Genomic DNA, 18,918 nt, shown 5'->3' with positions numbered 1-18,918 from the left:
CGCGAGGCCCGGCATCGGTCTAGCCGAGGGCCTTGACCGATGCCACCAGTTCGGCGGCTACCTTCTGGCCGTCGCCGTACAGCATCTGGTTGTTTTCGGCATAGAACAGGTGGTTCTCGATGCCCGAGAACCCCGCGCCCTTGCCGCGCTTCACGCAGATGACGTTCTTCGCCTGGTCGGCGTTCAGGATCGGCATGCCGTAGATCGGCGATTCCGGATTGGTCCGGGCCACCGGGTTCACGACGTCGTTCGCGCCGATCACCATCGCGACATCCGCGGTCTTGAACTCCTCGTTGATCTCGTCGAGATCGAAGATGATGTCGTAGGGCACGCCGGCCTCGGCCAGCAGCACGTTCATGTGCCCGGGCATGCGGCCTGCCACGGGGTGGATCGCGAACTTCACGTCCACGCCGCGCTTTTGCAGCAACTGGGTGAATTCCCAGATCTTGTGCTGCGCCTGCGCCACGGCCATGCCGTAGCCCGGCACGATGATCACCTTCTCGGCGTAGGCCATCATGATCCCGGCGTCGTTGGCCTGGATCTCCTTCATGGTGCCTTCGATCGCTTCTTCGGCGCCGCCGCTGGAACCCCCGAACTGGCTGAACAGGATGTTCTTGATCGGGCGGTTCATCGCCTTGGCCATCAACTGCGTGAGCAGCGTACCGGCCGCACCGACCACGATACCGGCGATCATCAGGGCCGGGTTGTCGAGGACGATCCCCTTCAGGCCGACCGCGAGACCGGTCAGGGCGTTGTACAGCGAGATAACCACCGGCATGTCGGCGCCGCCGATCGGCAGGGTCATCAGGATGCCGAAGGCCAGCGCCAGCACGAAGAACAGCAGCAGGCTGAACGACCCGATCTCGCCGCCACTGGTGGCCATCATGAAGCCCAGCAGCACGGTGATCGCGAAGATCGCGATGTTCACGATCTGCTGGCCGCCGAAGGTAAAGGTCTTCTTCATCAGGCCTTCAAGCTTGGCGTAGGCCACCAGCGAGCCGGAGAAGGCCACCGAGCCGATCAGCGAGCCGGTCACCGCGATCGCCAGGCCGGTGTTGGTGACCGTCTCCGGGGTGGCCTGCAGCAGGTAGATTGCACCGATACCGGCCGCGGCGCCGCCGCCCATGCCGTTGTAAAGCGCGATCATCTGCGGCATGTCGGTCATCGCGACCTTCTTGCCGCTCCACCAGGCCAGCGCGCCACCGATGGCGATACCCAGAATGATCAGGGTGTAGTTCACGCCGCCGGAGATCTCCGGGTGCACGAAGGTCACGAGCGTGGCGATCACCATGCCCACGCCGGCCCAGATGATCCCCGGACGTGCGGTGGTCGGGGAGGACATCTGCTTGAGGCCGACGATGAACAGCACCGCCGCCGCGAAGTAGGCGAGGTTGATGATCAGACTCATGCCTTATCTCCCTTCTTGTCGTCCTTCTTGCTGGTCGTGAACATCTCCAGCATGCGTTCGGTGACGACATAGCCACCCACGGCGTTGCCCGCGGCCAGGATTACGGCGACAAAGCCGATCGCCTGTTCCAGCGGCGTCTGGGCATGGCCCAGCGCGACCATGGTCCCGACCAGCACGATGCCGTGGACAAAGTTGGAACCGGACATCAGCGGGGTGTGCAGGATGACCGGCACCTTGGAGATGATCTCGTAGCCGGTGAAGGCCGCGAGCATCAAGATGTACAGCGCGATAAAGCCTTCGATGATCATGATTGCGCTCCCTTCAGGGCCTCACGGGTGGCCTCGTGCACGATCTCGCCGTCGCGGGTCAGCACGCTCTTGGCGATGACCTCGTCGTCCCAGTCCGGCTTGAACTCGCCGCCCTCGGCGATCATCGGCGTGAGGAAATTGAGCAGGTTCTTGGCGTACATCTCGGAGGCATGCAGCGGGACCTGCGAGGGCACGTTCAGCGGGGCGTGGATGATCACGCCCTTGTGCCGGCTGGTCTTGCCTGGCTTGGACAGCTCGCAGTTGCCACCACCCTCGGCCGCGAGATCCACGATCACCGCGCCCGGCTTCATGCCCTCGACCATGTCCTTCGGGATCAGCTTCGGGGACTCGCGGCCCGGGATCGCGGCGGTGGTGATCAGCACGTCGGCCTTGGCGATGAACTCGCTCAGCGCGTCCTGCTGCTGTTGCTTCTCTTCCGCGGTCAGTTCGCGGGCATAGCCGCCTTCGCCCTCGGCGGAGACGCCCAGATCGAGGAACTTCGCACCCAGCGACTCGACCTGCTCCTTGGTCGCGGAGCGCACGTCGTAGGCCTCGACCATCGCGCCCAGGCGCTTGGCCGTGGCAATCGCCTGCAGCCCGGCCACGCCGGCACCGATCACGATGACCTTGGCCGGGCGGATGGTGCCGGCCGCGGTGGTCAGCATCGGGAAGAAGCGGCAGGAGAGATCCGACCCCATGATCGCGCCCTTGTAGCCGACCACGGCCGCCTGCGACGACAACACGTCCATGCTCTGGGCGCGCGAGATGCGCGGGATCAGCTCCATCGCGAAGCTCAGGATCTTGCGTTCCTGCATCGCCTTGACCACGTCCGGGTTGCGGTGGGCGTGGAACAGGCTGACGACGGTGGAGCCCTCCGGCAGCTGGTTGACCTCTTCCACCGTCGGTGGGGCCACGCGGACCATCAGGTCCGACTGACCGTAGGCCGTCTCGGTATCGACCACGGTGGCCTTCTCGTAGGCCGTGTCCGGGAAATGGGCATTGGAGCCGGCACCCTTCTCCAGCTGCACGGTGACGCCCAGATCGCTGAACTTGGCCGCCACCGTCGGATCCAGGGCCACGCGACGTTCGCCGCTGGCGGACTCCTTGGGAACGGATAATTTGATTGCCATGCGCTCTCTCCCCGGGCCAAGCGTCCCCGCAATCCCTCCGGGACGTTCGGCCGCGCTCGCGGGTGGTATTAAGGACGCCGAACAAGGCTTTTGTGGCCCATTCGGCGGAAAAAACGGCCAGCAAGTGTAGCGGAATCGCCTTCGCGCTTAAACAGCCCGTTAATGGGGCGCGTTCTCCGGGCCCGCATCCACGCGCCCAACCGGTGTTCATGCGGCTGTAATTGCGTTGCGGGCTCGGCCTGTTTATTGTCAAGCAAGTTTCGTGCGATCCCGCACCGCGCCAGCGGTCGACTCGGCGAAGGGGACATGGATTTGCTCACGCCCGGCGGCGTCGGGCCTGCTCAAGTTCCGCGTGAGCAAATCCGTGTTTCCTTGGAGACGGGACGAGGTCATGTTGCCGACCGAGCATCAGGTCCTGCGTACGGACGCCGCGGGCATGCCACTGGAATGGATCGGCCTGGAACAGGCCGTGCGCCTCTATTACACCGAGCAGGTCGCCTACGCCTGCGGGAGTCTGCTGTATCGCGTGCGCGGCGGCATCAACGCCCGCACCGGGCTGCAGTCCCGGGTCGAGGTCAACTCGATCATCGCCACCTTCGGCACCCGCCAGTCCCGCTTCAATCACTATATCCCGCCGCTCAACAACACCACGCTGTTTCGCCGCGACGCGCATCTGTGCCTGTACTGCGGCCAGCACTTTTACGAGCGCGATCTCTCGCGCGACCACGTCACCCCGATCAGCCAGAACGGGGCCGATACCTGGAACAACGTGGTGACCGCCTGCAAGCGCTGCAATAACCACAAGGCCGGCCGCACCCCCGAGCAGGCCGGCATGCAGCTTCTGGCGATCCCGTTCACGCCCACCCACGCGGAATACATCTACCTGAAAGGCAAGCGGGTGCTGGCCGACCAGATGGAGTTCCTGCTGGCGCACTTCCCCCGGACCAGCCCCCTGCGCGGCCGCCTCGGCTGATCGCACCCGCGCGCCCCGTGCGCGGCTCGCGCTATCCTTGGCAGGGAACCAACGCAACGGGCGTGACTCCGACAGGAGTCATCCATCCTCTATTGCCGCAGGGAGCACCATGAAGTACTTCGGAGAAGCGGACTACCGCCATGGCCAGCCGCGCAAGGCGGGTGTACTGCTGACCAACCTCGGGACGCCGGACGAGCCCACCGCCCCGGCACTCAAGCGTTATCTGAAGGAATTCCTCTGGGACCCGCGCGTAGTCGAGTTCCCGCGCCCGCTGTGGTGGCTGATCCTCAACGGCATCATCCTGAACATCCGCCCGCGCCGCTCGGCCGCCAAGTACGCCACCGTCTGGACCGACGACGGCTCGCCGCTGCTGGCCATCTCGCGGCGTCAGGTCGAGGGCGTGCGCAACCGTCTGGCCGAACAGGTCGGCGACGAGGTCCCGGTCGCGCTGGGTATGCGCTACGGCAATCCCTCCATCGAGGCGGGTCTGGACGAGCTGCGCCGCCAGGGTGTTCGCCGCGTGATCGTGCTGCCCCTTTATCCGCAGTACTCGGGGAGCACCAGCGGCTCCACCTTCGATGCGGTGGCGGATGTTCTGAAGGGCTGGCGCTGGGTTCCGGATCTCCAGTTCGTCGCCTCCTACGACGCCGAGCCCGGTTACATCGAGGCTCTGGCCAGCAGCGTGCGCGAGCACTGGAATGCGCACGGCCGGGCGGACCGCCTGGTGATGTCGTTCCACGGTATCCCGAAACGCTACCTGCTGAAGGGCGACCCGTACCACTGCCTGTGCCATGCCACCGGCCAGAAACTGGCGGCCAGGCTGGGCCTGAACGACGATCAGTGGCAGGTCACCTTCCAGTCGCGTTTCGGCCGCGAGGAATGGCTGAAGCCCTATACCGACAAGACCATGAAGGCGCTGCCCAAGGAGGGCGTGCGTTCAGTGGACGTGATCTGCCCCGGCTTCTCGGCCGACTGCCTGGAGACCATCGAGGAGATCGGCGACGAGAACCGCGAAATCTTCCTCAAGGCCGGTGGCGAGCGTTTCCATTACATCCCGGCGCTGAACGACCGCGCCGACCACCTCGACTTCCTGGCCGGACTGGCCCGCCAGCACATCGCCCCGTGGCTGGACGACCCGGACAACGCCTTCGAGGCGCGCGCCTCCGCCCGTGAGCGGGCGCTGGCCCTGGGTGCGCAGCAGTAGGCCGCGATGGACGAGACCACCGCGCCTGGGCGAGTCGAGGAGGCACCCGGCGATACCGAGATCGGTGCCGTGATCATCGGCGACGAGCTGCTCAGCGGGAAGCGCCGGGATCGGCACCAGGAACACCTCACCGCGGCCCTGGCGGAGAAGGGGCTGGAGCTGGCCTGGATCCGTATCGTCGGGGACCACGCCGGCCGCCTGACGCAGACCTTTCGCGAGACCCTGGCGACCGGGGCGGAGGTGTTCAGCTTTGGCGGGATCGGCGCCACACCGGACGATCGCACCCGCGCCTGCCTGGCCAAGGCGCTTGGTCTTCCCCTGCGGCCGCACCCGGATTTCATGGCCATCCTCGAGGAACGCTTTGGCGCAGAGGCCTGGCCGCACCGCGTGCGCATGGCCGAACTGCCGGAAGGGGCCAGCCTGATCCCGAATCCGGTCAACGGCATCCCGGGGCTTAGCTGCGGGCGGCATCACTGCGTGCCCGGATTCCCGGTCATGGCCGAACCGATGGTGCGCTGGGTGCTGGACCAGCGTTTCCCCGGGCGCGATGCCGCCGCCGGCTCGGTCGAGGAGGTCCTGGTGCTCGAGAACGTGACCGAGAGCCGCCTGGTCCCGGTGCTTGAGGCCATGGAGGCGGCATTCCCCGATCTGCGCATCTCCTGCCTGCCGCGGATGGACCGCCAGGCCCCGCAGGTCGAACTGGGCCTGCGCGGCCCCCGCGCCCGTGTCACCGAGGGACAGGCCGCGCTGCGTCAGCACCTGATCGCCGGCGGTTTCCTGGGCCACTGACGCGGTTTGGGCAGACCCCGCCGAAAGTGCTTGCGCGGCGAGCCGGGCGGGGTATATTGCTGGCTTGCAGGCATCCGCCTGTGTGCCGCTTGGGCGGTCCGAATGGAAGACCCCGCACGTGAATCTGCCCGTTCCCGGCCCCGAGTGGTCGGACCCTGCCGAGAGGCCCCCGGCCCGCGCGCCAGTCGGCGTCGAATCCCGGGTTCCCGAAGCCTGCGAGCCGGAGGGCTGGCTGGATGCATTGGTGCACGATCAGCGGTGCGTCTGGCCCGACTTCCTGCCTGCGGAGAGCGTCGATGCGCTGCGCGACGAGGTCTACGCCCTGCGCGATGCCGCGCAGCTGGCGCAGGCGCGCATCGGCCGAGGGGGCGAGCGCCACCATGACCGGGCCACCCGCGGCGACTGGATCCACTGGCTGGACGGTGCCAGCCCGGCGCAGCAGGCGTTCATGGAGCGCCTGGACGCGATCCGGCTGCAGGTGGGCCGCACCCTGATCCCGGGACTGTTCGAAACCGAATCGCACTTTGCCCTGTACCCGCCCGGCACCCATTACGCCCGGCATGTGGATGCCTTTCAGGCCGGCAACTGCCGCCGGCTGTCGCTGGTGTTCTACCTGAACCGCGACTGGCAAGAGCAGGACGGTGGCCAGCTCGCGATCTATGACGATGCGGGCCGCGAATGCCAGCGTATCCAGCCGACGGCCGGCACGCTGGTGATGTTTCTCAGCCAGAGCGTGCCGCACGCGGTGCTGCCCACCCGCCGCTGGCGCGCCAGCATCGCCTCCTGGATGCGTGTGCGCGACCTGTCAGGTCCGCTCGCCAGTCTCGACCGTTTTTGACGGAGGCTGGTGGGGCTGTGTTGCAGCACTCGCCACCGGCGCCCATGATCGGATAATGGGCTATCGGAAGCCCGGGACCGAACGCGGAGCGGCGGGCCACCATGGGCGACAGCTGGCAATCGCATGACAATGTGATATCTATTCAGGGCGCCTCTCCGGACGTGCCGCTGCAACCCTCGTCGTATTCCATCTGGGCCGAGCGCTATCAATTGCGCGATGCGCACGGCGAGCCGGTGGACGCCTCGATGGAGGCGATGTTCGACCGCGTTGCGCGTGCGCTGGCGGCCGTCGAGGCGCCGGACCAGCGCGCGCCGATCGAGCGCGAGTTCCGCTGGGCGCTGGACAACGGTGCCATCCCGGCCGGGCGGATCCTGGCCAATGCCGGGGCCGAGGCGCACAAGCCGCAGACCACGCTGATCAACTGCACCGTCTCGCGCACGATTCGCGATTCGCTGCAGGCCATCCTGGATGCCAATACCGTCGCCGGGCTGACGCTCAAGGCCGGGGCCGGGATCGGCTACGACTTCAGCACCCTGCGCCCGAAGGGTGCGCTGGTCGCGGGCGCCGGGGCCCCGACCAACGGCCCGGTCGCGTTCATGCAGATCTTCGACCAGACCTGCCGCACCATCGGCGCGGCCGGCGGCCGCCGCGGGGCGCAGATGGCGACACTGGACATCGGCCACCCGGATATCGAGCGCTTCATCCTTGCCAAGCGCCGCAAGGGGCGGCTGACCCAGTTCAACCTGTCCGTGCTGGTGCGCGATGCCTTTTTGGAGGCCGTGGAGCGCGACGACGAATGGGCGCTGGCCTTCCCGCTGCTGCCCGTGGAACAGGACGGGGTGCCCGCATCCGATCTCGTCTATCGCGACTGGCCGGTGGTCGAGGACGGCTACCGCGTCGACGACCAGGGCCGGGTCGCCTGCCGTGTCTGTCGCCGCGTGCGCGCCCGCGAGCTGTGGGACACGCTGATGCGAAGCACCTATGACGTCGGCGAACCCGGCGTCATCCTGATCGACCAGGTCAACCGCCAGAACAACGCCTGGTTCGACGAGGTGATCCGCGCCACTAACCCCTGCATTACGGCAGACACATGGATCCACACGTCTATCGGGCCGCGTCAGGTGCGAGATCTGTTGGGACAGCAATTCCGCGTGAGGGTTGATGGCCGAGACTACACAACGGGCGAACAAGGTTTCGTCCCGACTGGGGCAAAGCAGGTCGTTCGATTGGCTACTGCTGAGGGTTATCAGTTGAAACTGACGGCCGATCACCGGTTGCGTCGCGTTACCCGCTACACACGTTATGTCACGGAAACAGAATGGTGTGCGGCGGCGCGGCTGCGCGAAGGCGATCGGGTGTTGCTCAACGACCATCGCGCCCACGCCGAGTGGCCTGGTGAATACACCCATGAGCAAGGTTACTTGCTGGGTATGTTGGTCGGTGACGGCACCCTCAAGAACGACAAGGCGGTGCTATCGGTTTGGAAGCTGGCCGCTGTTGTTGGCACCAGTCCCGATGCGGTTTCCCCGGCGGGGGTGGAAGGGATTATGGAAGAGGTAATGAGGTCTGCCCGGACCTTGCCACATCGCAGTGATTTTTCAGGATGGCAGGAAGTGGCTGGCCGGAACGAATTCAGGCTTAGCCTGGCTGCCCTAAAGTCTCTGGCAGAAGAAGTTGGCATGGGGCCGGGCGCGAAGTCGGTTACTCCGGCTATGGAGCAAGCTTCAAGCGAGTTTTGTCGAGGATTTCTCCGGGGGATGTTCGACGCTGATGGTTCCGTTCAGGGCGGTCAGCAGAAGGGTGTCAGCGTTCGCCTCTCACAGTCTGATATGTCGCGTTTGGAAGCCGTACAACGGATGCTTCTGAGGCTGGGGATTGCGTCATCAATCTACAGGAACCGCCGTTCGGCCGGGATGCGCCACCTGCCAGACGGTAACGGCGGCGCTAAGGAGTATGCGATCAAAGCGCAGCACGAGCTGATCGTCAGAGGTGAGAACCTCCAACGCTTTCTCCAGCAAGTCGGCTTCGCGGACACGGACAAGAAACGACGTCTGGAACAAGCCCTGGCCCGATACAAGCGCGGCCTGAACCGTGAGCGTTTCGTCGCACGGGTTACGAAGATCGAACCCGGCGGGATTGAAGAAGTTTTTGATGTGTCTGTTCCAGATGTGCACGCATTTGATGCTAACGGTTTGTGTGCGCACAACTGCGGCGAGCAGCCGCTGCCGCCGGACGGGGCCTGCCTGCTGGGCTCGGTGAACCTGACCCGATTCGTGTCCGCGCCGTTCAGCGCCGACACCGCCTTCGACTGGGAACGCTTCGAGCGGGTGGTGCGCGTGTTCACGCGCATGCTGGACAATGTTGCGGACATCTCCGGGTTGCCGCTGCCAGAGCAGCGCGCCGAGATGCTGCGCAAGCGCCGCCACGGCATGGGCATCCTCGGGCTCGGTTCGGCGCTGGCGATGCTGGGGGAGACCTACGGTTCGGAGTCGGCTGCTGGCTTCACCGCGGAGGTCTGTCGCCGCCTGGCGCTGGCGAGCTGGCGGGCCGGCCTGGAGCTGGCGCGCGAGAAGGGCCCGGCGCCGATCATGGACGAGGGTTTCACGCTGACCGCGGACATGCTGCGGCGGCAGCCGGCTCTCGCCGAGGCCGGCTACCAGGTGGGCGACGTGCTGAAGGGGCGCGAACTGCACGCCCGCTTCAGCCCCTACATGCAGCACGTCGCCGTGCAGGACCCGGCGCTGGTCGCGGCGCTGGCCGAGGAGGGCGCGCGCTTTACCCACGCCACCTCCATCGCACCCACCGGCACCATCAGCTTTTCGGTCGCCAATAATGCGAGCAACGGCATCGAGCCGACCTTTCTCCACCACACCACGCGCAACATCCGTCGCCCGGGGCGGCGCACCCGCGAGGCGGTGGATTGCTACTCGTACGAGCTGCTGGCCTACCGGGCGCTGGTGGATCCCGAGGCGGGCCCGGAGGATCTGCCCGCTAACGCGATCACCGCGGAACGCGTCGGCGTGGACGCCCATATCCGCATGCAGGCGGCCGCGCAACCGTGGGTGGACTCGGCCATCTCCAAGACGCTCAACGTCCCGAGCGATATCCCGTTCGAGGGGTTTAAAGAGGTCTACCTGCAGGCCTGGCGCGCGGGGCTCAAGGGTTGCACCACCTACCGGCCGAATCCGCAGGCGCAGATGGGCGTGCTGGTGGACCCGGAACGCCTGCGCAGCACCTGGTACACCTTTACCCTGGCGGACGGCCGGGAGCTGACCCTGCGCGGCGACGAAGAGGTGGAATACGAAGGACAGATCCACACCGCCGCGAATCTCTTCGCCGCGCTGGACGAGGGCTACTACGACGACGTCTGAGGCCGTCGGGGAGGACACGATGCACCGGATCGACCAGCCCATCATCGCCTTTCGCCGCTCGGATGCCCCGCAGGGCGAGGGCGCGTCCGGCGGTGACGACCACCCGCTGGGCAAGCGCATCCCGTCGCGCCCCGAGGGCGAGCTCGAGTCGGTCACCGAGAAGGTGCGCTACTGGACCCAGGGCGGGCCGCAGACGGTCTATCTGGTGGTCAGCTTCGTAGCCGTCTCCGGCACGGTCAGCGGCGAGCGCGTCACCATCGAGCGCCCGATCGAGTTCTTCCTGCCCACCGGGCAGCACTCCGAGTCCTACCAGTGGATCTCCGCCACCATGCGCAGCCTGTCGCTGGCGGCCCGCGGGGGCTACGCCGCCCGCGCCCTGCGCGACTTGCGCAAGGTCACCTGGGACCGCGGCCCGGTCCGCAGCGGCACCAACGACTATGGCAAGCCTCTCTACCATCCCTCCGAGGTCGCCGCCATCGCCCACGCCCTGCAACAGATCCTACAGCGGCGCGGCTTCCTAGACCTTGACGGACATCCCCGCCCGCTCCGCGAATTGGTCGCCGCGTACCATGACAGAGACCGAACCCCGAAAGCCTCCGCGACCCTGGAGGCCCCGCAACTGGTGGCCGCCGCCACCCCCTGCCCCCAGTGCGATGGCCAGCTTGAGCTCATTGACGGCTGCCCCACCTGTCGCGACTGCGGCTACTCGAAGTGCTAGGGCGAGGAACGGGAGTCTTGATTATCGGCCCTGCAGCCTTCCTTTCAGGTCGAGGGTCAGGCACTTCATGCCGCCACCGGATTTCTGAAATTCGTCGATCGCGACCCGATGCACCTCCATGCCGTGCTGCCGATAGCGTTCGGCGAGGCCCGTGGCCCGGTCGCTGAGGACGATTCGCTCGCCATCACTGACCGCGTTAAGGCCGTAGGCCAGCGCATCGGCCTCGTTCGCCTCGATCACATTGGGTACACGATGCCGTACTGCATCCAGACTCTCTTGGGTAAAGGCGGGTGGATAGAGCGCAACGGTTTGGCGATCGACCACCGTGAAAGCCGTATCGAGGTGGTAGAAGCGGGCATCGGTTAGCTGAAGGCTGACCACTTCCAGATCGAAAAACGACGCTAGCTCGGCGTGCGCCGCCTGATCGCTGCGCCAGGGGTAGCCGGCGAAGAGCGTGTCGTTCCAGATCAGCGCATCCCCTTCGCCCTCGAAATCGTGGCGGGGCTGGTAGAGCACCGTGAACCCCTGCTCGCGCAGCCAGCTTTCGAACCACCAGGTCTCGCCCTGGCGCTCTGGATGCCTAAATGTTGGCAGCGCCACCTTGTCACCCACGACAAGCGCGCCGTTAGCCGTGAAGACCATATCCGGAAACCCCTCGACGGGCGGAATCAGATGGACCTCCCAGCCAAGGGTCTGCGTATAGAGCTGATAAAGCGCCTCCCACTGCCGGGCCGCTGCGTCCGGGCACACGGGGCGCTCAAGGTCCATCCAGGGGTTGATCTCATAGTGGATGGCGAAGTGTTCCGGTCGGCACATCAAAACGGATTTCGCCATCGTGGTGCTCCACTAGTGACCGGGATCGGTACGAACACGCTTTTGACTTGAAACGTGCCAGCAAGGATGCGTCCCTTCAAGTCCCTTCGTCGAGGTGCGTGAGCGGGTGGGCGACAGCTGGTGCTCCGGGCCGCGTTGCAATGGTGCCGGCGGCGTAGAGGTCTGCCCAAATCTCTGCATCCATTACAGTGGATAGCTGCACGGCTGGCGGGGGCGTCATGGAAATCTCGCAGGCCGTCTCGTACTCTGGCCCGCCATTCGTCCACACCCTGCGGGAGACCTCGTGGCCCATATACTGAATCCGTACGCCGACGATCAGCCCGAGCCGAAGCACATCGTCCTGCGTGCTCGCAGTGGCGAGGCGGTTTCGGCCAACTTCACCCTGCAGGATCGGCGGGGCCGCCAGAGCGCGGCGGAATACCTGTTCCATCTCTATTCCACGATCAAGCAGAAGTTGGACGAGCCGGTCCTGGATACCGCTGCGCCATCGCCGGACGACCAGGCCGCCATGCAGCGGCTGATCCTGTACTCGGCCGGCGCCCACGACACCATGTTCGGCACTTTCAATGGCGCCAATACCTCCTCGGAGATGCCGGAGGAGGAGCGCAACGAGTTCGTGGAGATCTTCCTGCTGGCCTGCGCCACGGTCATCGAAGGCCAGCGGATCACCGTCGACCTCCAGCGAGGCCTCATCACCGCCGAGACGGCCTGAGCGGCACGGCCCGGCGTTGAAAGACTGTTTCGGGGACAAAAGGCAAGGTTTGACCCCGGGATTCAGGGACAAAAGGCAAGGTTTGACCCCGGGATTCACGAAGCCTGTATTCGCGAGGCCGGAACGGCGTGCGCCGACAGGCGCGCGCCTGGAATAGTCCGAGCCGCCCAGCAGGAGCGTGAGCGAATGGTGGGCCCGGTCGGACTCGAACCGACGACCAAGGGATTATGAGACCTCCACCAACGGGGTTTGCCCGCATTAGCCAAAGCTACAAAAACCCCTTCTAGGCAGACACTTATCGCAATCAGTGCGTATTGGCTAACGTCCATAAATTAGCGTATATTTCCCGAATCTGCTTCCCATATGCTTCCCAGCCGACCAAGGGACCACCTGGGGACTGGGGCAGACGTGACCCGATTCCCCAACGTGGGACCAAGGGACTACCTGGGAATCGGTGTCCCCTGGAACCTGGGGACGCTGGAAACTGGGAAGCAGATGGAAAACAAACAGGCCCCGAAGGTGCGCCAACACCAGCCGGGGCCCTGACCATCAACAGCCGAAGGGGGGCTGCCATGGCTACGCGACAGAATACCAACCGGGTGCGATTCACCAAAGGCCGGGTGGAGGGGTTCGAGTGCCCCGCCCGCCAGTCCGAGGCGTTCCTGTGGGACACGGAATCCGCCGGCCTGGGCCTGCGGGTGCGGGCAGGCGGAAGCAAGCAATACGTCTTCCAGGGCCGGTTGCACGGCCGCACCCTGCGCCTGACCATCGGGAAGCCCGCCGCCTGGGACATTGACGAAGCCCGCACCGAAGCCCGCCGCCTTCGCGTTTTGGTGGACAACGGGGTGGACCCCCGAGACGAAAAGGCCGAACGTGAACAGGCCGCCGAGGCCGCCCGCCAGGAGAAGGAGCGCGGGGTGGTCACGCTGGGGGATGCCTGGGACGCCTACGTGAAGGTGCGCCGGGCGGACTGGTCCGAGCACCACGCCGCCGACCACGACAAGGCCATGCAGGCGCCCGGCCAGCCGCGCAAGCGGTCACACAAGGTAACCGGCGCCGGCGCGTTGTGGCCCCTTCGGGACGAACGCCTGGCCGATCTGACAGCGGACCGCCTGGCCGAGTGGCTAAATCTTGAAAAGGCCAAGCGGCCCACCGTGGCCGCCAGGGCCTACCGGCTGTTGCGGGCCTGCCTGACCTGGGCAGAAGGCCGGCCCGAGTACCGGGGCCTGGTGGCCGCTGACGCTGTGACGAATACGGAAGTGCGCCGGGCCGTTCCGAAGCCCCGCGCCCGTGGCGACGTACTCCAACGGGAACAGTTGGCACCCTGGTTCGATGCGGTGCGGATGATGGGCAACTCGGTGGTGTCCGCGTACCTGCAGGCCCTGCTACTGACCGGCGCCCGCCGTGAGGAAATGGGGCGCCTGCGTTGGGAGGACGTGGACTTCCAGTGGCGGTCGCTGACCATTCGGGACAAGGTGGAAGGCGAGCGCGTCATTCCGCTAACGCCGTACATGGCGCACCTGCTGGCCGCCCTGCCGCGCCGGAATGAATGGATCTTTTCCAGCCCCACCGCCAAGGCCGGCCGACTTATGGACGGCAACCACTCCCACACGCGAGTTCTGGCCGCTGCCGGTCTGCCCCACCTGACACTGCACGACCTGCGCCGGAGCTTCGGCACTCTCTCCGAGTGGGTGGAGTGCCCGGTGGGCGTGGTGGCGCAGATTCAGGGCCACAAGCCCACCGCCCTGGCTGAAAAGCACTACCGCCGCCGGCCGCTGGACCTGCTGCGCCTTTGGCATACGAAGATCGAAGCCTGGATACTGGACCAGGCCGGGATCGACCAGCCGGCGGAAGACGAGCAGCCCGCCAGCCTGCGGGTGGTGGATGGCAGGGCGCCAGCATGAACCGCTGGCGTGCTGTGGCGCGGCCCCTTTGCCTTCGGTTCGGGCCCGTGAAGTTCCAGGTCTGCATGGCGGAAGCCCAACGCGAGGAAGCCGGGCTGCGTGACGGCATGGCCGCCGACAGCGTGACCGCTGGGCCCTCGGGATTCCTGGTGAATATTCCGGGCCGTGGCCGCTTGCGGTTCGAGCCGGAAGGCTGGTGCGACTGGTGGTCGGACAATATGACCGAGGCGGAAGGGGCGGACGCCGCCAAATTGCTGGCCGACTTCCACCGCTGGCACCTGGACAAGGTTGCACGCGAGGCCCTGCAAGCCATCGAGGCGGGCCAGCTTGCGTTCCAGGACCTGGCGGAACGGGCCCCGGAGCTGGCCAGGCACCCGGCCATACAACAAGCCGTGACCGCCGCCCTGTTTGAAGGACGATTGGACCAGCCCAGGAAGCGGGGGCGGCCGAAGGGTAGCACCGCGCTTTCGCCTGGACTTTACGAACTGGTCCAGTGGGTTGAGCGATACCAGCGAGCAGGCATGACGCTGGAGGCTGCCTGCCTTGAAGCGGTCACCGAACACCCCGAGCACGTTCCCAATAACTGGGGCCAGTCACCGGCCGATAACCTGAAAAAATCAATGGAGCGGCTACACAGATAGCGCCCCCTTCAAGGACAAAAAAGCCGGCTTTTTCGTCCCTGACCTTTCCGCACCCCAGGCATAGCCTGACCCGTGTAACAAACGCAAACACGGAGATCAGGCAATGAACGTAACCGCACCACACACCACCCACGCTGCTGCCGACGACTGGACCCCCAGCCCGGCCGCCCCCGGCTGGACCACGGAACAGTTCGCGGCCGCCATCAACATGAAGCCGTCCACCATCCGGGTTCGCTTGTGCCGCACCGGATCGTACTTCGGGGTGAAGCCGCTCAAGTTGCCGAACGGCAGACTGATTTGGCCGCCCCACGCCGCACAAATGCTTAGCCGGGGGTGAGCCATGGACCCGATTACCTTCCCCGCGCTGCCGGGCACGGCTGGCGTGTATCACCTGCTGAAAGCCGGCAGCGTGGTCTATGTCGGGGCCAGCACCAACGTATTGGCCCCCGTCGCCAAGCTGGTGGGGGCAGTCTGATGGCGGCCCGGAACGCTGGCAGAGGGGCCAGCGCCGGGCAGGGAGACACCAAACACACCGCCGGCCCGCTGACCCTGGACCAGGTGGCCCGCCGCCATGGCGTGCCCCGGGCAGTCCTGGGCCACGCGCTGCTGGCCGGCCGAGGACCACGGCACCGCGTTGTCCAGGGCACCGTCCTGGTGACCGTGGCGGACGCGGACGCCTGGGCCGTGTCCTTCCCGCTTTGCCGAGGGAGGGCCGCGCCATGAGCAACAAAGGCATGGGCGCCGTTGAACGGCTGGACTGGTTGGCCGCCCTGGTGGCTATGCCTGCCGCACCTGATTCCGCTGTGCGAATCGCCGTAGCACTGGCGAAGCGTCAAAACCGAGACACAGGCCGCCTGAACCCTTCCGCCGGGACGCTTGCCAAGGACGCCGCGCTGTCGGTCCGATCCACCCGCCGGGCAGTGGCGTGGCTTGAGCGGGCCGGCTTTGTGAGCGTGGACCGCACAGACGGCGGCAACCACCGAAACACCAGCCAGTACCGGCTGACCGTTCCAGCCGAACGGGTGACGGCGGCGGCACCCGTGACACCAGTGTCACCCGTGACAGGGGGGTCACCCCAGGGATGTCACCAGAGTCACCCCAGGGGTGACAGCCATGACACGCCAGGGGTGACACTGCTGTCACCCAAACAGGGAATAGAACAGGGAAGTAAACAGGGAAAAGAACAGGACCCCCCTTCCCCCCCACCAGAGCAACCGACCGCCAGCGGCCAGGACCAGGACCTGCTGGGCGCACCCCTGACGGGGGCCCCTTCGGGCTCACGCCCGAAGCCGTCGAAGGGTAAGCAATACCCGGACGCCTTCGAGCGGCTGTGGGAGGAACGGCCACGCCGTGCTGGCAATGATCCAAAGCCAAAGGCCTACCAAGCATGGCAAGCCCGCATCCGGGAAGGCCGCCTGACCGAGGACGAAGCCCACGCGGCGGTCCTGCGGTACCGGAAGTTCTGCGAGGCCACGGCCAAGGTGGGGACGGAAACCGTCATGCAGTGCGCTTCGTTCTTCGGGCCCAAGAACGAGGCCTGGCTGAACGACTGGACGCCACCACGGCCGGCTGGGCCGCATGGGCAGAGCAGCAGCTACCACGGCCTCAGCGCGAAGAGCTACGGGGAAACGCGCGCCGGCATCTTGGCGCAGTTCGTTGAGGACGATGACGAGTTGGAGGGGATCGACCAGGAGGGCCCGGGCCATGGCTGAGCACCACCGAGACCACCAGACCCTTCCCGTTCCGGTGGAGACCTTCGAGCAGTGGATGGCGACGATGTACGACGCCGCCTGGGACGAACGCGACCCGGTGGACCGGGCCGCCGCCTTGGCCGAGATGGAACACGCCGCCACCCGCCGATTGCTGCTGGCCGCGTTTATGGCCGGGGCCGAAAGGGCACGCAAGCCCGCGCGCCTGGCAGCCCTACGCGAAGCCGCCGAAGCCGCGAACACCGCTGCGTTCCAGGGCCAGGCCGTCATGGCCGTTGCCGATCTATGGATGGCCGAAGCCGACGCCGCTGGCACCGATTCACCAACCACGGAGGCCAACCAATGACCGACCACCTGACCGAGCAATGCGGGCCCGGCGTCCGTCACCGGCCTGACGAACCACGGCCAGCGCGTGACCCGCGCAAATCGTGGCGTCGGTCCACACCGACCGGGGCCGCTGACCCGGAAACGGCACGCCGCCACCTTGCAGAACTACGCGCCATGCTGGCGGACCCGGGCGACCAGGACACGGGGGGCGCCGCATGACCCCTTCGGACGCCAAACGCCGCGCACGCGCCATCCGCGCCACGGCCGTGACTGCCGGGCGCGTGGTGGTTGTCCAGGATGGGCTGGGACGCCTGCACGCCCTGCCCGGTCGGGCCGACCTGGTAGGGACCTACGACGCCCGGGCCGACCTGGACGCGGTAGCCGAGGATCTGCGCTTCCTGGACAGCCAGGGCACTACCCGGGACGGCGAAGGCTGACCGATGGACGCCCGGGCCGCGCACGCGAACCACCACGAGACCGACCAGGGCGCCGTCGCGGCCCTGCGGCGGGTGGTGGCCGTGCGGCAGAAGCTGGAGTCCGGGGAGGCAATCCCGCCGGATCTGGTGGGCTGGCTGGTGCAGGCCCTGGGAAAAATCGAGACCGGGACGGATGCAGCGGAGGCGCTGGGGCTTGCACTGGAGCCTGGAAGCGAATCACCGCACCGGATACTGGCCCGCGAACGCCGCAACGCCTGGCTGGTTGCCGCCCTGGAGGCGACGGAGGGCCGGACCCGGTGGGAACGCGCCGAAGCGGTGGCGGTGGCTGCACGGGACTTCATGGCCCGGCGCTGGCCTCGGTGGCGCACCAGAGCGGAGCCGCCCGGCAACGCGACCGCGCAACAGCGGGCCCTGTATCAGGCAGCCCGAGCCGCTGAAGTGGCGGGCCTTGAGCTGCCCGGAAACGCAAAACAGTTCAGCCGCCTGGCCGCTGCTGCCCGTGGACATGAACCCCATGTTTTCGTGTCCATGCCTGGGCGATTTACTGGCACCTGAGCACACCACCCAACGGAGGCGACCCCATGAAATTGCGAATCCCTGACGGCTGGCGCGTAACGCCGGACGCAATGCGCAAGGCGGTACAGCGCGAACCCCGGCCCGAGCCGGCCCGCGTTGAGTTCGACGAATCGCGGCTGCTGGACATCCTGGACCGCGCGGAAGCGCTGGCAGGCGCCCATGCTGCTGTCGATAAACAACGCGCCGAAGCGATGGACAGCGTGCGCGACCTGGAACGGCATGTCGGCTGGCTGGAAGGCCGGGCCGGTGCGCTGACCGGTGAGGCGGCCGACGATGACCAGGCCCAGCTTGAGAGGCTGCACCAGCGCCTGGAGGACGCCCAGCGCCGCCTGGATCATCTGGACCAGCAATGGGAAACCAGCGGCCGCCGACTGAAAGCAGAGCGCCAACTGGCGGAGCGGCTGCGCAAGTACGCCGAAACCGAACTGGGATGGCGCGCCCCTGGTGCCGCTGACGCCCATCACACGAACTGACGGAGGCCACCATGGCGACAACCAAGAAGACCGACCACCGCGCCCGGGTTGACGAACTGCGGGGCCAGATTGAAGCCACCCGACGCGAACGCGACCGACTGGCCACTGCACCCCTTCCGGCTGCCGAGGTCCAGGCCCGGGCCGATGCTTGGATCGAGCGAAAAGCGGAACAGGCACGGCGCCGGTTCAGCATAGCCGGCCAGGCGCTGGCGCGTCCGGGCGGTCGGGTTGAGGCCGAGGTGGACCCGCTGTCCGTTTACGCCCGGGGCGAAGCCAAGGCTACGGACGTTGGGCCGCTGCTGTGCGCTTTGTTCCCGGAGCGAGTGCGTGAGGCACTGCTGGCCGGGGTGGACGTGGACGCGGACACCCTGCCGATGCGCGAGCGCCCGGCACGCCTGGCCGAACTGGACCGGCAGGTCCTGAAGCTGGAGATGGCCGAGGAAGACGCCATCGAGGAAGCCGAGGCCGCCGGGGTGCATATCGAGCGCCGGCCCGATGTTTCCCCGGACGCGATCCTGCGGCCCGAGTGGCCCGAGGCGACGGAAGCCTGACCCACGGTTGGGGTG

Annotated in this window: 21 protein-coding genes; 17 read left to right on the top strand and 4 right to left on the bottom strand. The window is 66.7% G+C overall.

Annotated elements, in window-relative coordinates:
* Nucleotides 1-19: 19 nt before the first annotated feature.
* The 3 genes from F813_RS0108325 to F813_RS0108315 are packed head-to-tail and all read right to left on the bottom strand — an operon-like array spanning nt 20 to nt 2,846.
* Nucleotides 20-1,408 carry an NAD(P)(+) transhydrogenase (Re/Si-specific) subunit beta gene (locus tag F813_RS0108325; protein WP_017926205.1) on the bottom strand — a complete coding sequence of 463 codons (1,389 nt, stop codon included), beginning with the start codon at nt 1,406-1,408 and terminating at the stop codon, nt 20-22.
* Nucleotides 1,405-1,716 carry an NAD(P) transhydrogenase subunit alpha gene (locus tag F813_RS0108320; RefSeq protein ID WP_017926204.1) on the bottom strand — a complete coding sequence of 104 codons (312 nt, stop codon included), beginning with the start codon at nt 1,714-1,716 and terminating at the stop codon, nt 1,405-1,407. The genes F813_RS0108325 and F813_RS0108320 overlap by 4 nt, the downstream gene beginning before the upstream one ends.
* A complete protein-coding gene (locus tag F813_RS0108315) occupies nt 1,713-2,846 on the bottom strand; it encodes an NAD(P) transhydrogenase subunit alpha (protein WP_012981665.1) in 1,134 nt (377 codons plus the stop codon). The genes F813_RS0108320 and F813_RS0108315 overlap by 4 nt, the downstream gene beginning before the upstream one ends.
* A gap of 391 nt (nt 2,847-3,237) precedes the next feature.
* Here F813_RS0108315 and F813_RS0108310 point away from each other — a divergent pair, with 391 nt between their 5' ends.
* From F813_RS0108310 to F813_RS0108285, 6 genes are all read left to right on the top strand, one after another.
* Nucleotides 3,238-3,819, top strand: a complete 582-nt coding sequence (locus tag F813_RS0108310) for an HNH endonuclease (protein ID WP_012981666.1) — start codon at nt 3,238-3,240, stop codon at nt 3,817-3,819.
* Nucleotides 3,820-3,928: 109 nt separating this feature from the next.
* Nucleotides 3,929-5,023 (top strand): ferrochelatase, encoded by a 1,095-nt coding sequence (gene hemH, locus F813_RS0108305; protein ID WP_012981667.1) that lies wholly within the window; start codon nt 3,929-3,931, stop codon nt 5,021-5,023.
* 6 nt (nt 5,024-5,029) lie between these two features.
* A complete protein-coding gene (locus F813_RS0108300) occupies nt 5,030-5,812 on the top strand; it encodes a molybdopterin-binding protein (protein ID WP_012981668.1) in 783 nt (260 codons plus the stop codon).
* Between the two features lie 118 nt (nt 5,813-5,930).
* A complete protein-coding gene (locus tag F813_RS0108295) occupies nt 5,931-6,650 on the top strand; it encodes a 2OG-Fe(II) oxygenase (RefSeq protein ID WP_026148211.1) in 720 nt (239 codons plus the stop codon).
* Between the two features lie 101 nt (nt 6,651-6,751).
* Nucleotides 6,752-10,021 (top strand): LAGLIDADG family homing endonuclease, encoded by a 3,270-nt coding sequence (locus tag F813_RS0108290; RefSeq protein ID WP_017926201.1) that lies wholly within the window; start codon nt 6,752-6,754, stop codon nt 10,019-10,021.
* 19 nt (nt 10,022-10,040) lie between these two features.
* A complete protein-coding gene (locus tag F813_RS0108285) occupies nt 10,041-10,739 on the top strand; it encodes a hypothetical protein (protein ID WP_017926200.1) in 699 nt (232 codons plus the stop codon).
* Between the two features lie 21 nt (nt 10,740-10,760).
* On the opposite strand, the gene ddaH is transcribed toward F813_RS0108285, so the two are convergent.
* Nucleotides 10,761-11,573 carry a dimethylargininase gene (gene ddaH, locus F813_RS0108280; protein ID WP_369759334.1) on the bottom strand — a complete coding sequence of 271 codons (813 nt, stop codon included), beginning with the start codon at nt 11,571-11,573 and terminating at the stop codon, nt 10,761-10,763.
* 283 nt (nt 11,574-11,856) lie between these two features.
* Between ddaH and F813_RS0108270 the strand changes: the two genes are divergently transcribed.
* The 11 genes from F813_RS0108270 (at nt 11,857) to F813_RS0108215 (ending at nt 18,903) form a co-directional block, all read left to right on the top strand.
* Nucleotides 11,857-12,285 (top strand): hypothetical protein, encoded by a 429-nt coding sequence (locus F813_RS0108270; protein WP_017926197.1) that lies wholly within the window; start codon nt 11,857-11,859, stop codon nt 12,283-12,285.
* Between the two features lie 572 nt (nt 12,286-12,857).
* Nucleotides 12,858-14,189, top strand: coding sequence for a site-specific integrase (locus F813_RS14610; RefSeq protein WP_017926196.1), 1,332 nt, complete (start codon nt 12,858-12,860; stop codon nt 14,187-14,189).
* Nucleotides 14,186-14,830, top strand: coding sequence for a hypothetical protein (locus F813_RS0108260; RefSeq protein WP_017926195.1), 645 nt, complete (start codon nt 14,186-14,188; stop codon nt 14,828-14,830). The genes F813_RS14610 and F813_RS0108260 overlap by 4 nt, the downstream gene beginning before the upstream one ends.
* A 103-nt stretch (nt 14,831-14,933) precedes the next feature.
* Nucleotides 14,934-15,167 (top strand): hypothetical protein, encoded by a 234-nt coding sequence (locus tag F813_RS14065; RefSeq protein WP_081601302.1) that lies wholly within the window; start codon nt 14,934-14,936, stop codon nt 15,165-15,167.
* A gap of 3 nt (nt 15,168-15,170) precedes the next feature.
* Nucleotides 15,171-15,305 (top strand): hypothetical protein, encoded by a 135-nt coding sequence (locus F813_RS14595; RefSeq protein ID WP_017926193.1) that lies wholly within the window; start codon nt 15,171-15,173, stop codon nt 15,303-15,305.
* 244 nt (nt 15,306-15,549) lie between these two features.
* Complete coding sequence (locus tag F813_RS13810; protein WP_017926191.1) at nt 15,550-16,542, top strand: helix-turn-helix domain-containing protein; 993 nt, start codon at nt 15,550-15,552, stop codon at nt 16,540-16,542.
* A complete protein-coding gene (locus F813_RS0108235; protein WP_017926190.1) occupies nt 16,535-16,885 on the top strand; it encodes a hypothetical protein in 351 nt (116 codons plus the stop codon). Before F813_RS13810 ends, F813_RS0108235 begins: the two co-directional genes overlap by 8 nt.
* A 196-nt stretch (nt 16,886-17,081) precedes the next feature.
* The gene (locus F813_RS0108230; protein WP_017926189.1) at nt 17,082-17,303 is read left to right on the top strand and encodes a hypothetical protein; all 222 of its coding nucleotides are present in this window, start codon (nt 17,082-17,084) and stop codon (nt 17,301-17,303) included.
* 3 nt (nt 17,304-17,306) lie between these two features.
* Nucleotides 17,307-17,858, top strand: a complete 552-nt coding sequence (locus tag F813_RS0108225; protein WP_017926188.1) for a hypothetical protein — start codon at nt 17,307-17,309, stop codon at nt 17,856-17,858.
* A gap of 26 nt (nt 17,859-17,884) precedes the next feature.
* A complete protein-coding gene (locus F813_RS0108220; protein WP_038060093.1) occupies nt 17,885-18,352 on the top strand; it encodes a hypothetical protein in 468 nt (155 codons plus the stop codon).
* 11 nt (nt 18,353-18,363) lie between these two features.
* Entirely contained in the window at nt 18,364-18,903 is a 540-nt protein-coding gene (locus F813_RS0108215; RefSeq protein WP_017926186.1) for a hypothetical protein, read from the top strand.
* The last annotated feature ends 15 nt before the right edge of the window (nt 18,904-18,918 follow it).

The organism is Thioalkalivibrio sp. HL-Eb18 (genome assembly GCF_000364985.1).
Lineage (GTDB): Bacteria > Pseudomonadota > Gammaproteobacteria > Ectothiorhodospirales > Ectothiorhodospiraceae > Thioalkalivibrio.
This window is presented reverse-complemented; position numbering and strand designations above follow the sequence as displayed.

What these genes read in the sequence shown, in the direction of transcription:
- F813_RS0108325 (WP_017926205.1), bottom strand. Translation starts at nt 1,408, where the DNA reads ATGAGTCTGATCATCAACCTCGCCTACTTCGCGGCGGCGGTGCTGTTC.
- F813_RS0108320 (WP_017926204.1), bottom strand. Translation starts at nt 1,716, where the DNA reads ATGATCATCGAAGGCTTTATCGCGCTGTACATCTTGATGCTCGCGGCC.
- F813_RS0108315 (WP_012981665.1), bottom strand. Translation starts at nt 2,846, where the DNA reads ATGGCAATCAAATTATCCGTTCCCAAGGAGTCCGCCAGCGGCGAACGT.
- F813_RS0108310 (WP_012981666.1), top strand. Translation starts at nt 3,238, where the DNA reads ATGTTGCCGACCGAGCATCAGGTCCTGCGTACGGACGCCGCGGGCATG.
- hemH (WP_012981667.1), top strand. Translation starts at nt 3,929, where the DNA reads ATGAAGTACTTCGGAGAAGCGGACTACCGCCATGGCCAGCCGCGCAAG.
- F813_RS0108300 (WP_012981668.1), top strand. Translation starts at nt 5,030, where the DNA reads ATGGACGAGACCACCGCGCCTGGGCGAGTCGAGGAGGCACCCGGCGAT.
- F813_RS0108290 (WP_017926201.1), top strand. Translation starts at nt 6,752, where the DNA reads ATGGGCGACAGCTGGCAATCGCATGACAATGTGATATCTATTCAGGGC.
- F813_RS0108285 (WP_017926200.1), top strand. Translation starts at nt 10,041, where the DNA reads ATGCACCGGATCGACCAGCCCATCATCGCCTTTCGCCGCTCGGATGCC.
- ddaH (WP_369759334.1), bottom strand. Translation starts at nt 11,573, where the DNA reads ATGGCGAAATCCGTTTTGATGTGCCGACCGGAACACTTCGCCATCCAC.
- F813_RS14610 (WP_017926196.1), top strand. Translation starts at nt 12,858, where the DNA reads ATGGCTACGCGACAGAATACCAACCGGGTGCGATTCACCAAAGGCCGG.
- F813_RS0108260 (WP_017926195.1), top strand. Translation starts at nt 14,186, where the DNA reads ATGAACCGCTGGCGTGCTGTGGCGCGGCCCCTTTGCCTTCGGTTCGGG.
- F813_RS14065 (WP_081601302.1), top strand. Translation starts at nt 14,934, where the DNA reads ATGAACGTAACCGCACCACACACCACCCACGCTGCTGCCGACGACTGG.
- F813_RS14595 (WP_017926193.1), top strand. Translation starts at nt 15,171, where the DNA reads ATGGACCCGATTACCTTCCCCGCGCTGCCGGGCACGGCTGGCGTGTAT.
- F813_RS13810 (WP_017926191.1), top strand. Translation starts at nt 15,550, where the DNA reads ATGAGCAACAAAGGCATGGGCGCCGTTGAACGGCTGGACTGGTTGGCC.
- F813_RS0108235 (WP_017926190.1), top strand. Translation starts at nt 16,535, where the DNA reads ATGGCTGAGCACCACCGAGACCACCAGACCCTTCCCGTTCCGGTGGAG.
- F813_RS0108230 (WP_017926189.1), top strand. Translation starts at nt 17,082, where the DNA reads ATGACCCCTTCGGACGCCAAACGCCGCGCACGCGCCATCCGCGCCACG.
- F813_RS0108225 (WP_017926188.1), top strand. Translation starts at nt 17,307, where the DNA reads ATGGACGCCCGGGCCGCGCACGCGAACCACCACGAGACCGACCAGGGC.
- F813_RS0108220 (WP_038060093.1), top strand. Translation starts at nt 17,885, where the DNA reads ATGAAATTGCGAATCCCTGACGGCTGGCGCGTAACGCCGGACGCAATG.
- F813_RS0108215 (WP_017926186.1), top strand. Translation starts at nt 18,364, where the DNA reads ATGGCGACAACCAAGAAGACCGACCACCGCGCCCGGGTTGACGAACTG.